General features: G+C 59.4%; 11 protein-coding genes. 2 read left to right on the top strand and 9 right to left on the bottom strand.

All coding sequences use genetic code 11. From position 1 onward, the window contains the following. Positions 1-8: 8 nt before the first annotated feature. Both AC3EMD_RS17500 and AC3EMD_RS17495 read right to left on the bottom strand, forming a co-directional pair. A complete protein-coding gene (locus AC3EMD_RS17500; protein WP_004179264.1) occupies positions 9-329 on the bottom strand; it encodes a PTS fructose-like transporter subunit IIB in 321 nt (106 codons plus the stop codon). A gap of 20 nt (positions 330-349) precedes the next feature. Further along, positions 350-1,426 (bottom strand): PTS fructose transporter subunit EIIC, encoded by a 1,077-nt coding sequence (locus AC3EMD_RS17495; RefSeq protein WP_008805917.1) that lies wholly within the window; start codon positions 1,424-1,426, stop codon positions 350-352. A gap of 308 nt (positions 1,427-1,734) precedes the next feature. Between AC3EMD_RS17495 and ptsP the strand changes: the two genes are divergently transcribed. Beyond that, a complete protein-coding gene (gene ptsP / locus AC3EMD_RS17490) occupies positions 1,735-4,236 on the top strand; it encodes a phosphoenolpyruvate--protein phosphotransferase (RefSeq protein WP_032753970.1) in 2,502 nt (833 codons plus the stop codon). 37 nt (positions 4,237-4,273) lie between these two features. On the opposite strand, the gene AC3EMD_RS17485 is transcribed toward ptsP, so the two are convergent. From AC3EMD_RS17485 to AC3EMD_RS17465, 5 genes are all read right to left on the bottom strand, one after another. Beyond that, entirely contained in the window at positions 4,274-5,239 is a 966-nt protein-coding gene (locus tag AC3EMD_RS17485) for a PDR/VanB family oxidoreductase (RefSeq protein WP_101139637.1), read from the bottom strand. Between the two features lie 56 nt (positions 5,240-5,295). Next, entirely contained in the window at positions 5,296-6,744 is a 1,449-nt protein-coding gene (locus AC3EMD_RS17480; protein ID WP_302073619.1) for an NAD-dependent succinate-semialdehyde dehydrogenase, read from the bottom strand. An 18-nt stretch (positions 6,745-6,762) separates the two neighbouring features. Next, positions 6,763-7,887, bottom strand: a complete 1,125-nt coding sequence (gene yeaW / locus AC3EMD_RS17475; RefSeq protein ID WP_008805921.1) for a carnitine monooxygenase, oxygenase subunit YeaW — start codon at positions 7,885-7,887, stop codon at positions 6,763-6,765. A gap of 36 nt (positions 7,888-7,923) precedes the next feature. Next, entirely contained in the window at positions 7,924-9,531 is a 1,608-nt protein-coding gene (locus tag AC3EMD_RS17470) for a BCCT family transporter (RefSeq protein WP_004201469.1), read from the bottom strand. A 522-nt stretch (positions 9,532-10,053) separates the two neighbouring features. Then, on the bottom strand, positions 10,054-11,139 hold the full coding sequence (locus tag AC3EMD_RS17465; protein ID WP_038422320.1) for a tartrate dehydrogenase: 1,086 nt from the start codon (positions 11,137-11,139) through the stop codon (positions 10,054-10,056). Between the two features lie 82 nt (positions 11,140-11,221). Here AC3EMD_RS17465 and AC3EMD_RS17460 point away from each other — a divergent pair, with 82 nt between their 5' ends. After that, a complete protein-coding gene (locus AC3EMD_RS17460; protein WP_008805923.1) occupies positions 11,222-12,184 on the top strand; it encodes a LysR family transcriptional regulator in 963 nt (320 codons plus the stop codon). Here the strand turns inward: AC3EMD_RS17460 and AC3EMD_RS17455 are convergent. Both AC3EMD_RS17455 and puuC read right to left on the bottom strand, forming a co-directional pair. After that, entirely contained in the window at positions 12,181-13,461 is a 1,281-nt protein-coding gene (locus AC3EMD_RS17455) for an NAD(P)/FAD-dependent oxidoreductase (protein ID WP_039103053.1), read from the bottom strand. The genes AC3EMD_RS17460 and AC3EMD_RS17455 overlap by 4 nt on opposite strands. Positions 13,462-13,463: 2 nt before the next feature. After that, entirely contained in the window at positions 13,464-14,951 is a 1,488-nt protein-coding gene (gene puuC / locus AC3EMD_RS17450; RefSeq protein ID WP_302074195.1) for an aldehyde dehydrogenase PuuC, read from the bottom strand. Positions 14,952-14,960: the final 9 nt, after the last annotated feature.

Below are 14,960 nucleotides of genomic sequence, written 5' to 3'. Positions count from 1 at the left end.
TTAAGGCTTCAGGCGCTCTGGGAAAGGTGGCTGTCTATCTTGTTCATGATGGCGTCGGCGCGCTTGACCGCATCGCTGATATTGACGCGCACGATAGTTTTCCCGGCAAAACGCTCTTCGAATTTGATGCCGATATCTTTGGTCAGAATGACCATATCGGCGGCGGCAATCTCCTCCGCCGTCAGTTCGTTTTCAATGCCAATGGAACCCTGCGTTTCAACCTTGACCTGCCAGCCTTTGGCTTTGGCGGCGCTTTCCAGCGATTCAGCGGCCATGTAGGTGTGAGCCACGCCCGACGGGCAGGCGGTGACAGCGATAATGTGGGTCATAATCTGTTCCTTCCAGTCTGTTAGTTAATTTCGAAATCAAGGTCTAGTTCATCGTCAGCGGCGACGTCAGTGGGTTTCTTTTTGGCGAAGGCTTTCAGCAGGATGACGCAGGCAGCGCTGACGCAGGCGCCGACCAGCAGCGCGGCAACAAACCCGAGCTTGCCCTGGACCACCGGCAGCACGATGAGCCCGCCCCAGCCGGCGTAACACTGGGCGCCCATCAGCGCGGCGGTGACGCAGCCGCTGGCGGCGCCAATCATATTGGCCGGAATGACGCGCAGCGGATCCGCGGCGGCAAAGGGAATCGCCCCTTCGGTCACGCCGACACAGCCCATCACCAGCGCGGCTTTGCCGGTTTCCCGCTCTTCGGCGGTGAAATATTTGCGGCCAATCAGCGTCGCCAGCCCCATGCCCAGCGGCGGTACGGCGATACCGACGGCAGCGATAGCCACCACGCTGTAGACGCCCTGCGAAACGCAAATCAGCATGAAGGCGTAGGCTACTTTGTTCACCGGGCCGCCCATATCAAAGGCCAGCATCAGACCCATAATGATGGCCAGCACCACGATGCTGCCCTCGCGCATCCCCTGCAGCCAGCCGGTCAGGTTAGCGGTCAGCGCGCCAACCGGCTCGCCAAGCCCCCACATCATGATCCCGGCGGTGATGAAGGTGCCGACGATGGGAATGATGAAAATCGGCATCACCGAGCGCAGAACTTTATGTACGGGGATTTTTTTCAGGTAATAGACCACCAGGCCGCCAATCATGCCGGCGATCAGCGCGCCGAAGAAACCGGCGCCAAAGCTGTTGCCCACCCAGGCGCCGATGGCGCAGGGGGCCAGCGCGGCGCGGTCAGAAATGGAGTAGCCGATGTAGGCGGCGAGAAAGGGCACCATCAGCGTCAGCCCGGCGACGCCGATATCAAAAAGTTTCTTCAGATTAGGGTCGGTGGCGGCATCGGGTACCGCGCCTTTGCCATACAACATGACGGAGACCGCCAGCAGGATCCCGCCGGAGACCACGAAGGGGATCATATGTGACACGCCGGTCATCAGATGCTGGCGGGTATTTTTTAGTATTTGCACCAGTTCGTTCATTGCTTGCTCCTGAGCGCTGTAGGGCCCGTGACAGTATTGATGCCTCAACATTAGAAAAAGGGCGGGGTATTAAACAGTAGAGAAAAAGTGCATTTACTGGATATTTGTAAGGTGAGAAAAGAATTGCGATCCACCTCAAATCTTAGTAGTGACAGGAGAGATGAGCGCTAACAGGGTGGAATTGTGATGGCGGGCATAAAAAAATATTGTGTGTACAATAGTCCAGTAATTGCCAGTTTTATCACCTAGTCCCTGGGGCCGTCTTTTATTACTTTTGAGGAAATAATGGATTGCTCTGGAGGAAGGCGATGGCTCTGGTCATTGAATTTACATGTGATTTGCCCAACGGCGTGCATGCGCGTCCGGCCAGTCTGGTCGAAACGCTGTGTAACCGTTTTTCATCAGCGGTTGAGTGGCGGAACTTGCGCCGCGAGACCGGCGGAAATGCCAAGAGCGCGCTGGCGATTATCGGCAGCAATACCCTGAAGGGCGACGCCTGCCAGCTGCTTATCAGCGGCGAAGATGAAGCTGAGGCATTCGCCGCGTTAACGGCTTTTATGCGCGATGAATTTCCCCACTGTGACGCGCCGCTGCCCGCTGCGCCAACGCTGGATGTCCAGCCGGTGCCAGAGTCGCTTTCGCGGCTGAACCCGACGCTGTTTCATGCCCACCCGGTGTGCGCCGGCAGCGCGGGAGGGACGCTGGTTCATCTCAAATCACGCGATCTGCACGAGCTGGGCGAACTGCCCGTCGCCGCCAGTCCCGAACAGGAGCAGGCGGCGCTGGATAATGGCCTGCGCCTGCTGGTGAAAGATATCGAGCTGCGGCTGCTGGACAATGACGGCACCGCCAGCGCGATCCTGGAAGCTCACCGTTCGCTGGCGACGGATGCCTCGCTGCGCCAGCACCTGCTTGGCGGTATTCTCACCGGGTTGAGCTGCGCCCAGGCGATTGTCGCCACCGGCGACCACTTCTGCGCCCAGTTCCGCGACTCCGGCAACAGCTATCTGCAGGAGCGGGTACTGGATGTACGCGACGTTTGCTTCCAGCTGTTACAGCATATCTACGGCGAAGCCCGTTTCCCGGCGCCGGGCCAGCTGCGGGAAGCGGCCATTTGTCTTGCCGACGAGCTGACCCCCAGCCAGTTTCTGGAACTGGATAAAACGCATCTCAAAGGGCTGCTGCTGCGCAGCGGCGGCACCACCTCGCATACCGTGATTCTGGCACGCTCATTCAATATCCCTACTCTGGTAGGCGTGGATTTAGCCGCGCTGCTGCCGTGGGTGGATACGCAGGTGCAGATTGACGGCAACGCCGGGCTGCTGGTGGTGGATCCGAGTCCGGCGGTAGCGCGCTACTATCAGCAGGAGGCCTGGCTACAGGCGCAAATCCGGCAACAGCAGCAGGTATGGCTGGATAAAGCCGGGCAGACGCAAGACGGTATCCGCGTGGAGATCGCCGCCAATATCGCCCATTCGGTGGAAGCGGTGGCGGCATTCAACCAGGGCGCGCAGTCGGTAGGGTTGTTCCGCACTGAAATGCTGTATATGGATCGCCCGAGCGCGCCGTCGGAAGATGAGCTCTACAACATCTTCTGCCAGGCGCTGGAACCCGCTGCCGGGCGCAGCATTATCGTGCGGACTATGGATATCGGCGGTGATAAGCCGGTGGCCTATCTCAACATCCCTGCGGAAAACAATCCGTTCCTCGGCTACCGCGCGGTGCGCATCTATGAAGAGTATCAGGCGCTGTTTCACACTCAGCTACGGGCGATTTTACGCGCCTCGGCGCACGGCTCGCTGAAGATTATGATCCCGATGATTTCATCAATGGAAGAGATCCTGTGGGTGAAAGAGCGACTGGCGGAGGCCAAACAGTCGCTGCGCGCCGAGCAGATCCCGTTTGATGAAAAGATCCCGCTCGGCATCATGCTGGAAGTGCCGTCGGTGATGTTTATCATCGATCAGTGCTGTGAAGAGGTGGATTTCTTTAGCATCGGCAGCAACGACTTAACGCAGTATCTGCTGGCGGTGGATCGCGATAACGCGAAAGTGACGCGCCACTACAACAGCCTGAATCCGGCCTTCCTGCGCGCGCTGGACTATGCCGTGCAGGCGGTGCATCGGCAGGGGAAATGGATTGGTCTGTGCGGCGAACTGGGGGCCAAAGGATCGGTGCTACCGCTGCTGGTAGGCCTCGGTTTAGATGAATTGAGCATGAGCGCGCCGGCGATCCCGGCGACCAAATCGCGCCTGGCGCAACTGGACAGCCGCGCCTGCCGCCAGCTGCTGAATCAGGCCATGCAGTGCCGTACCTCACTGGAAGTGGAGCATCTGCTGGCCCAGTTCCGCATGCGTCAGCAGGATGTCCCGCTGGTGAGCGCCGAGTGCATTACGCTGAATAGCGACTGGCGCAGTAAGGAGGAGGTGCTGAAAGGGATGACGGATAATCTGCTTTTGGCCGGCCGCTGTCGATATCCGCGTAAGCTGGAGGCCGACCTGTGGGCCCGCGAGGCGGTGTTCTCCACCGGTCTGGGCTTTAGCTTCGCCATTCCGCACAGTAAATCCGAGCATATTGAGCAGTCGACTATCAGCGTCGCCCGTCTGGCGCAGCCGGTGATATGGGGCGATGAAGAGGCGCAGTTTGTGATTATGCTGACGCTGAATAAGCACTCGGCGGGCGATCAGCATATGCGTATCTTCTCGCGGCTGGCGCGGCGCATTATGCACGCGGAGTTCCGCCAATCTCTGGTCTCCGCGGAGAGCAGCGAGGATATTGCCGACCTGCTGCGCCGCGAGCTGGAACTGTGATCTGCACACCGGCCAGCGGTGCTGGCCGGTGTGCGCTTTACAAATCCAGCACTAACCGGCCGCCTTTGGCGCGCGAGCAGCAGATCAGCATACTCTGCTGGCTGGCTTTCTCTTCCTCGCTGTAATACTGATCGCGGTGGTCCGCTTCCCCTTCCAGAATCATCGTTTCGCAGGTGCCGCACACCCCTTCGCGGCACAGGCATTCCACCTTCGCCGCTTTGTTATTCTCAATAACCTGCAAAATGGTCATGTCCTGCGGTACGGTAAATTCGCGTCCGGAACGCGCCAGCACCAGGGTAAACGCCTCTCCGCCTTTATCCTCAACGATAAACTGCTCAAAGTGCAGCTGACTGGCGGGCACCTGATGGCGTTCGGCGGCGGCTTTCACCGCCTCGTTAAGCGCCGCCGGGCCGCAGGTATACACGTGGGTTCCGGGCTCGAGGTCGGCGAACAGGCGCGGCAGGTCGAGACGGCTGCCGAGCGCTGATACATGAACATTGACCCGATCTCGCCACGGCGCGGCGCTGAGCGCATCGACGAAAGCATTATTGTCGGCGTCGTGGAAACTGTAGTGCAGCTGCCAGTCGGCCTGCCGTTGTTCCAGTTCCGGAATATGGGACAAGAATGGCGTGATGCCGATACCGCCGGCGATCAGCAGATGTTTTCGCGCCTGTGGTTCGATGGCGAACAGGTTGTTGGGCGTGGACACCGTCAGGGTATCGCCCGGGCGCACCTGCTGGTGCATAAAGCGCGAGCCGCCTTTGGAAGGCGACTCAAGACGCACCGCAATCTGCCAGCTGGTGGTATCCAGCGGCGAGCTCATCAGCGAATAGGCGTTACTGTAGCGCTGCTCGCCATCCTGCATCTGGACGATAATATGGCTACCGCCGCTGAATCCCGGCAGCGGGGCGCCGGTCGGCGACACTAGCGTAAAACGCTTCACCTGGGCGGTGATCTGTTCAACATCGCGAACGATCGCCTCAAACATTTGATAATCAGACATCGCTGAACTCCATCAAAAATCCCGGCGTGGCCAGCGCCGCCGCCGGGAGAGGACATTTACAACCCCTGGCAGAGATACTTCATCTCCAGGTAATCTTCGATTCCGTGTTCCGACCCTTCGCGGCCAAGGCCGGACTGCTTCACTCCGCCAAATGGCGCGACTTCGTTGGAAATCAGCCCGGTATTGATGCCGACCATCCCGTATTCCAGCTGCTCGGAGACGCGCCAGATACGGGCGGCATCGTTGCTGTAAAAATAGGAGGCGAGACCGTAGATGGTGTTATTCGCCTGCTCGATGACCTGCTGCTCATCGTCAATTTTCACCAGCGCGGCCACCGGGCCGAAAATCTCTTCCTGCAGCAGCAGTGACCCCGGCTGTACGTCGCCGATAACCGTAGGGGTGAAGAAATTACCGCCCAGTGGGTGCGCTTTACCGCCGGTTAACAGCGTTGCGCCGCGGGTCAGGGCGTCGTCGAGCAGGGACTGGACTTTGCGCCCGGCGTCGGCGTTGATCAGCGGGCCAATCTGGACATCGGACTCGCTGCCATCGCCAACTTTCAGGGCGGCGACGCGGGCCACGAACTTATCGCAGAATTGGTCGTAGACGGCGCGATGAATATAGAAGCGGTTAACGCAGACGCAGGTTTGCCCGGCGTTGCGGAACTTGGCGATCAGCGCTCCCTCGACCGCTTTATCGATATCGGCATCGTCAAAGACGATAAACGGCGCGTTACCGCCGAGCTCTAAAGAGAGCTTTTTGATGGATTCCGCGCACTGGCGCATCAGCACGCGGCCAACTTCGGTCGAGCCGGTAAAGGAGAGTTTACGCACCCGCTCATCGCCGGTGAACACCGCGCCAATTTCGCGCGACTGGCCGGTAACGACGTTAATAACGCCCTGCGGGATCCCGGCCTGAATCGCCAGTTCCGCCATCGCCAGCGCGGTAAACGGCGTTTCGTTAGCCGGCTTAATCACCATCGTGCAGCCAGCGGCCAGCGCCGGGCCAGTCTTGCGGGTGATCATCGCCGCCGGGAAGTTCCACGGGGTGATCGCCGCGCAGACGCCCACGCCCTGGCGGATCACCATCAGGCGTTTATCCGCGCCGGGGGAGGGGATTATCTCGCCGTTGGCGCGTTTCCCTTGTTCGGCAAACCACTCGATAAACGAGGCGGCATAGGCGATTTCACCTTCCGCTTCCGCCAGCGGCTTGCCCTGCTCGGCGGTCATGATCTGCGCCAGCGCGGTTTTGTTTTCGAGGATCAGGCGGTGCCAGTTTTTCAATAGCGTGGCGCGCTGAGCGGCGGTTAATGCGCGCCAGGCCGGCAGCGCGGCCGCGGCGGCATCCACGGCCTGCTGCGCTTCCGCCCGACCCATATTAGGGATCTGGCCGAGCGCCGCGCCGGTGGAAGGATTGCTGACGGCAAGCGTCGTGCCGTCGGCGGCGTCGCGCCAGCTTCCGGCAATCAGCGCCTGCTGGCGAAACAGATCTGAGTGAAACACGGACATAGCAAACTCCTTCAACGATTACGGCTGGAACACCTGGGCCACCAGATTGTGGAAATGCGCGATACCGTGCTCGGAGATACCGCTGCCGCTGTTATCCGCCATAATGCGCCCCTGGCCGCGATAGCCGCGGGACTTCAGCCCCTTCTGCACGCTTTCCACCAGGCGTAAATCTTCCGGGCGGAACACGTCGCGATACCACTCAATCAGCGCTTTCTGATCGTCAGTCAGCTCTTCGTTGGTGAAATAGATGTCGTAATTCTGCAGAGTGGTCTCTTCATCCACCGGGAATTCATAGATCACGGTCATCATGCCCTTGATCGGCGTCACGTTGAACATGGTGCACGGCCACAGCCAGAAACCGTGGAACGCGGCGTCGGTACCTTCTTCGAATTTAAACGACTGCTCGGACGGCTTGGCGAAGCCATACTGCAGCGTCCATTTGCCGTGCATGGTGTGCCAGTAACGGTCAACCTGTACGGAATCCGAGAAGCCCGGGTGCGCCGGGCCGCAGTGGTAACATTCCAGATAGTTATCGACGATATTTTTCCAGTTCGCCGGGGTGAGAGTGGTAAAGCGCGCCGCCAGTTTCAGATCATGCACGTCCGGGCAGGCTTCCAGCACTTTGTCCTGCAGGCCCGGCAGCTGCGTTTCCACGCTCTCCGCTTGCGGATTCATATTGATAAACACAAAGCCGGCATACTCTTCCAGGCGAACCGGCACCAGCGTTGCCTTTTCGCTATCGAAATTCGCCACGTTTTCGCAGTTGCGGGCGTGGGCGAGATTGCCGTCAAGCTTGAAGGCCCAGGCGTGATAGGGGCAGGTAATCACGTTTTTGGCTTTACCTTCACCGCTCAGCAGCTGGTGGCCGCGGTGCGGGCAGACGTTATAGAAAGCGCGCAGAATGTTGTCGCGGCCGCGGACGATAACGATATTTTCGCCAATGATCTCCCGGGTGATGTAGTCGTTCGGCCGGGCGACCTCGCTGCCGTGGGCGACGCAAATCCAGCTATTGGCGAAGATGCGCTCTTTCTCGTGCTCAAACGCCTGGCTGTCGGTATAAAAACGGGCCGGAATGGTCCAGGCATCCTGCGGATTGGCGCAAAAGTTAATCGGCAGAGTAAAGTCAGGGCTCAAATTGCTCATGTAAGGTCACCTTGTGATTATTGTCAGTAAGAGGTTTTACAGCGACTGGCCGTCGCCTTTGAGTACCGTGCCAACCGGTAGCGTCTCGGCTTTAATCATTGGCTCGGGCGTATGGGTTTCTATCTGATTGACCGGCACGTGGGCGTAGTCCTGTTTTAGCCAGCGCACGAAGCCGCCGGTTTTAATCAGTAAAATGGCCAGGAACGGTAGGGCGGTCAGCACCACGGTGGTTTTCATGGTCTCAAGCGAAGCGCCGGTAAACAGAATCGATAGCGGGATGAGGGTGATCACCACGCACCAGAACAGGCGCATGCCGCGATCCGGATCGTCGCCTTCGCGCAGGTTGCGGGTGCTGGTCGCCGCCATGGTGTAGGCCACCGCATCCATGTGCGAGGCGAGGAAAACAATCATCACGAACAGATAGGCGGCGAGGAACAGCTTACCTGCCGGCAGCGACATCAGGACCTGCTGGACGGCGGTTTCGCCGCCAAGAGTCTGCATCACCTGCGGTACGTTAATCACGCCGTTAACGAACTGGTGCATGGCGTAGCTTTCCATCACCCCAAAGAAGAACCAGCAGCCGGCGGTGCTACCAAGGAGCAGTCCCCATATCACCTCTTTGATTTTGCGCCCGCGGGAGACGCGGGTGACGAACATCGCCACGCCCGGGGTATAGGAGATCCACCACAGCCAGTAGAAGACGGTCCAGTTGCGGGTAAAGGCGCCGTCGCCGAGGGGATCGGTAAACAGGCTCATCTGCAGGAAGTTCTGAGTCGTCAGGCCGACGGCGTTAATGATGTTATTGGTGATGAATTCGGTCGGACCAACCAGTAATACCACCAACGGCAGCAGAAACGCCCCCCAGCCGACCATTTTGCTCAGGCGCTGCAGGCCGTTGTTGATGCCAATCCACGAACTCATGCAGAAAATACCGCCGGAGAGCAGGATCACAAACGCCTGCACGGTGAAGTTATCCGGCAGTCCGGTCAGCGCTGACAGGCCGCGGGTGAAGGTGGCGGCAGTGACCACCAGCGAAATGGTTAACGCGCCGACGGTAGCGATCAGGAACATCAGATCGACCAGACGGCCCCAGAAGCCCTGCGGACTCACTCCGGTGATCGCTGAAATGATCCCGGAGAGGCTGAGGCCTTTATTTTTCCGCACGTGGAAGTGATAGGCCATGATCAGCGAAGCGAGAGTGTAGGTCGCCCAGGCGCTAACCCCCCAGTGGAAGAAAGAATAAGGGATGCTGTATTCCAGCGCTTTCGGCGATTGCGGCGCAATGTTCAGGCCCGGGGTCTGGTAGTAATAAGCCCATTCGGCAACGCCCCAGTACAGCGTGGAGGAGCCGAGCCCGGCGCAGATAAACATAAACAGCCATGAGAGGGTACTGTATTCGACTTTGCCTTCGCCGAGACGGATATTGCCGTATTTGCTGGTCGCCAGATAGAGCACCAGTCCCAGCGCCAGCAGCACCAGTACCTGTACCGTGGAACCCAGCAGGCGGGTCACGCCGTTAAAAATCGAATCAGCCGCCTGCGCGGTTTGCTGCGGGAAGAGACTTAATGTAGCGGCGATGAAAACAATGGCCGCCAGGCTGATGGCAATCAGCGGCACATCTTTTTTCTTTACGTTGCTCAACATGGGTGATCTCCTGGGCATGATTGCCCGTCGGTGGCTTTAGCCTGTCGTTGTTATCACGCTGTAGGGTCAAGGTTCGTAGCAAAAATCTATTAACAATTGGATTATTTCTTCGTTACATGAATTAAACAATTGGCCGATTCGTGAAGCAATAAAACACGGAACGGAAATAATAAAAGGTGAATTGGCGCAGGTTCTGTCCTTTCAGGAATTAATAAAGTTCACCGCTGTGATGCGGTCCACTTGTCAATCGTGGGGGATTCTGCATAGCGAAAAGAGAGGGGAGTTGGCGCAGGTCTTCCCGGGTAGCGGCTGCGCCTTACCCGGGCTACGGTCCGTGCGGCCTGCCTTTAATGTATTCAGCATTGTTGCTGAAACTGCCAGTGTTGGCGGCCTCAACATCGCTGAGACGTTCCCTGCAGGCCGGGGCAGCCCGCAGGGATGCGGGCTGAGGGCCGTGTTTTTACATTATCGTGCCTTTTGTAGCCCCGGTAAGCGCAGCGCCACCGGGGAGCGGCGGGGTAATTACGCCAAAATGGCTTTGCAGATAGCGTCGCTGACCTGTTGCGTTGACGCGCTGCCTTTCATATCCGGGGTTTTCGGCCCGCTGGCAATCACCTGCTCAATCGCCGCCAGGATGCCGTTGTGCGCGGCGTGATAGCGCGCATCGCCGTTGCCGAGGAAATCGAGCATCATCGCCCCGGCCCACACGGTGGCGATCGGGTTGGCGATATTTTTACCGTAGATATCCGGCGCGGAGCCGTGAACCGGCTCGAACAGCGACGGGAAGGTGCGCTCCGGATTGAGATTGGCCGACGGCGCAATACCGATTGTGCCGGTACAGGCCGGGCCGAGATCGGAGAGAATATCGCCGAACAGGTTGGAGCCGACCACCACATCAAAACGCTCCGGCTGCAGCACGAAGCGGGCGCACAGGATATCGATATGCTGCTTGTCCCAGCGAATATCCGGATAGTTTTTGGCCATCTCTTCCACCCGCTCATCCCAGTAGGGCATGCTGATCGCCAGACCGTTGGATTTGGTCGCCGAAGTCAGCGTTTTGCGTGGGCGGCTTTGCGCCAGTTCGAAGGCGTAGCGCAGGATCCGGTCCACGCCGCGGCGGGTAAAGACCGACTCCTGAATCACCACTTCATGCTCGGTGCCTTCATTGGCGCGCCCGCCGAGGGCGGAATATTCGCCTTCGGTATTTTCGCGCACCACGTAAAAATCGATATCGCCGGCCTTTTTACCCGCCAGCGGGCAGGGGACGCCGGGGAACAGACGCACCGGACGCAGGTTGACGTATTGGTCAAACTCACGGCGGAACTTCAGCAGCGACCCCCACAGCGAAATGTGGTCGGGAACGGTATCCGGCCAGCCGACGGCGCCGAAGTAGATGGCATCGAAGCCCTGCAGCTGCTCGCGCCAGTCGTCCGGCATCATCTTGCCGTGATGGGCATAATATTCGCAGCTTGCCCACTCCATCTGCTCGAAGCTCAATGACAGATCCCAACGCTGTGCGGCGGCTTGCAGCACGCGAATCCCTTCAGGCAGAACTTCTTTGCCAATTCCGTCACCCGGGATGGCGGCAATACGATAGGTTTTTTTCATTCCGGTTCTCACTTTTTAGCGATGATGTTTGACCACCTGCCTATCCTATAATTGACTGGTTCATAATTAATCACGCTAACTGGTGAAACATAAAACACAGATCATGAATAATCTGCCGCTGCTAAATGATTTACGCGTCTTTATGCTGGTCGCTCGCCGGGCCGGGTTCGCCGCCGCCGCCGAAGAGCTTGGCGTATCACCGGCGTTCGTCAGCAAGCGGGTTTCGCTGCTGGAGCAAACCCTGAATGTGGTGTTGCTGCACCGGACCACCCGCCGGGTCACCATTACCGAGGAGGGGGAGCGGATCTACGAATGGGCGCAGCGCATTTTGCAGGATGTCGATGAGATGATGGACGAGCTTTCCGACGTACGCCAGGTGCCGCAGGGAACGCTGCGTATTATCAGTAGCTTCGGCTTTGGTCGCCGGGTGGTGGCCCCGGCGCTGTCGGCGCTGGCCCTTCAGTACCCGCAGCTGGAACTGCGTTTCGATGTCCAGGACCGGCTGGTGGATTTAGTCAATGAAGGGGTGGATCTCGATATTCGCGTGGGCGATGATATCGCGCCGAATCTGATTGCCCGCCAGCTGGCGGCCAACCACCGCGTGCTCTGCGCCTCGCCGCAATTCCTTGCCCGCCATCCACCGCCGAAACAGCTGAGCGATCTGGCCGCCTTACCCTGCCTGGTGATTAAAGAACGCGATCATCCGTTTGGCATCTGGCAGTTGCACAGCAAAGAGGGGCAGCATGCGATCAAGGTGACCGGGCCGCTGTCGTCCAACCATGGTGAAATTGTGCATCAGTGGTGTCTGGACGGGCAGGGGATTGCGTTACGTTCATGGTGGGACGTCCGGGAGAATATCGCCAGCGGCCATCTGGTGCATGTGCTGCCGGAATTCTTTCAGCCTGCCAACGTCTGGGCAGTCTATGTCTCCCGGCTGGCGACGTCGGCTAAAATTCGCACCACCGTGGAGTTTCTGCGCCACTACTTTCAGCAGCACTATCCGCAGCATGAGCCGACGGCCAGCGCCGTCGGCAGAGGCGATTAAACCCCAAGGCGGTCGCGCAGGCTGTAGTAGGCCGCGCCCATGGCGGTAAAAGGAATGCGCAGGCTGCGGCCGCCCGGGAACGGGTAGTGCGGCAGTTTGGCGAAGGCGTCGAACCGCTCGGCGTCGCCGCGCAGCAGCTCTGAAATCAAGCGTCCGGCAAGGTGGGTACAGGTCACGCCGTGGCCGCTGTAGCCCTGCATGTAGTAAATATTGTTATCGAGACGGCCGAACTGCGGCATCCGCGACAGGGTCAGCAGGAAGTTGCCGGTCCAGCGGTAGTCAATTTTCACCCCCTGCAGCTGCGGGAAGGTTTTCAGCAGCTTCGGCATAATCAGCCGCTCCACGTCGTCCGGATCGCGCGCGCCGTAGACCACGCCGCCGCCGTACAGCAGACGGTTGTCGCCGGTCAGACGGTAGTAGTCCAGCAGGTAGTTACAATCTTCCACACAGTAGTTTTTCGGGATCAGCGAGCGGGCGATCTCTTCCGACAGCGGAGCGGTAGTGACCACCTGGGTGCCACACGGCATGCTGCGTTTCGCCAGCTCCGGCTCCAGTTTATCGCCAAGATAGGCGTTGCCGGCGACGATCACGTAGCGCGCGGTGACCTGGCCGCGCGCGGTGCTGACCACCGCCGGGCTGCTGTGCTGGATGCGGGTGACCGGCGACTGCTCATACACCCGGCCGCCGTTCAGGCGAATGGCGTCCGCTTCACCGATGGCGAGGTTCAGCGGGTGAATATGGCCGCCGCTGTGGTCAAGCAGGGCGCCGACGTAGCGGTCGCTGTCCACTTCACGACGAATGGCCTCTCTGTCCAGCAGCTCCAGTTGGGTGTTGCCGTAGCGCTCCCAGTTGGCTTTCTGCTCTTCAAGGGTTTCCAGCTGTTTATGGTTCATCGCCACGAACAGGCCGCCTGGGCGGTAATCGCACTGGATCTGGTAGCGCTGGATGCGCTCGCGAATAATATCGCCGCCTTCGAACATCATGCTGCCGAGCATTTTGGCCGCATCCGGGCCGTAGTTCTTCTCAATGACGTCGATATCGCGGCTATAGGAGTTGACCAGCTGACCGCCGTTGCGGCCGCTGGCGCCGAAGCCGATGCGCGCCCCTTCCAGCACCACCACGTCGTAGCCCATTTCGGCCAGATGCAGAGCTGAGGAGAGGCCGGTGTAGCCGCCGCCGACGACGCAGACGTCACAGTTGATGGATCCCTCCAGCGTCGGGAACGGTTCATACTTATTGGCGCTGGCGGCGTAGTAGCTAGTGGTATGTTCAGTCATGATCAAGACTCCAGGGCAATCCAGATGGTTTTCAGTTCGGTGAATTTTTCCAGCGCGTGCAGCGATTTATCGCGCCCGTTGCCGCTCTGCTTGTAGCCGCCGAACGGAACGGTCATATCACCATCGTTATAGTTGTTGACGAAGACCGAGCCAGCCTTCAGGCGACGGCTCATGCGGTGGGCGCGTGACAGATCGCGGGTCCACACGGCGGCGCCGAGACCGTAGTCACTGTCATTAGCAAGCTGCAGCGCCTGTTCTTCGCTTTTGAAGCGCGTGACCACCAGTACCGGGCCGAAGATCTCTTCCCGGCTGAGGGTCGATGCCGGGTCGACGTCAACGAAAATGGTCGGGCCGACGGCGGCAGGCCACGGATTTTTCCGTCCGTCGAGGAACAGCGTGCTTTTGGCTTCGCCACCGCGGATAAAACTGTGCACGTTGTCGGCATGGGCGTTATCAATCAACATGCCCATGGTGGTGTCCGGATCGAGCGGGTTACCCGGCTGCCAGTGTTGCGCCTGCGCTTTCAGCAATGTCAGAAATTCGTCGGCGATGCTCTCCTCCAGCAGCAGGCGGGTCCCGGCGATACACACCTGGCCCTGGTTATAGAAGATGCCGCCGGCGGTGGCGTTGACCGCTTTTTGCAGATCCGGGCAGTCGGCGAAGACGATGTTGGCGCTCTTGCCGCCCGCTTCCAGCCATACGCGCTTCATATTGCTGTCGCCGGCGTCTTTCAGCAGCTGCTTGCCGGTACGGGTGGAGCCGGTGAAGGTGATGACTTCGACGTCAGGATGCAGGGCCAGCGCCTGTCCGGCCTCGTGGCCAAAGCCGCTGACCACGTTCAACACGCCGTCCGGCAGGCCGGCCTCTTTCGCCAGCCCGGCCAGACGCAGGGCGGTGAGCGGCGATTTTTCTGAGGGTTTGAGGATCACGCTGTTGCCCGCCGCCAGCGCCGGACCGAGTTTCCAGCAGGCCAGCAGTAGCGGGAAGTTCCACGGCACCACCGCGGCAATCACGCCAATTGGTTCACGAACGATCATCGCCAGCTCGTTGCCGCCAGTGGGCGCGACTTCGCCATAGACTTTATCCAGCGCCTCGGCGTACCAGCGAATGGCGCGGGCGGCGCCGGGAATATCATCGCGCAGGCTGTGGCGGATCGGTTTGCCGGTATCCAGCGTTTCGAGCAGCGCCAGCTCTTCACAATGGGTTTCCATCAGGTCAGCAAAGCGAGTGAGAACCGCTTTACGCCGGGCCGGAGAGGCCTGCGACCAGTCGCCGTAATCAAAAGCCTGGCGCGCGGCCTTCACCGCCCGTTCGACGTCGGCTTTTTTACCGCGGGCGACCTGCGCTAATGTCTGCTGCGCGGCAGGGTCGATAGTTTCAAAGGTGGTATTATCGGCCGCGGCGCAATATTCGCCGTTAATAAATAAGCGCGTTTCAATGGCCAGGTTTTTCGCTTTTTCCTGCCAGTAAGCCAGGTGCTGAAAATTCATCATGACTCC

It is taken from the genome of Klebsiella sp. PK18 (assembly GCF_057784655.1).
This window is presented reverse-complemented; position numbering and strand designations above follow the sequence as displayed.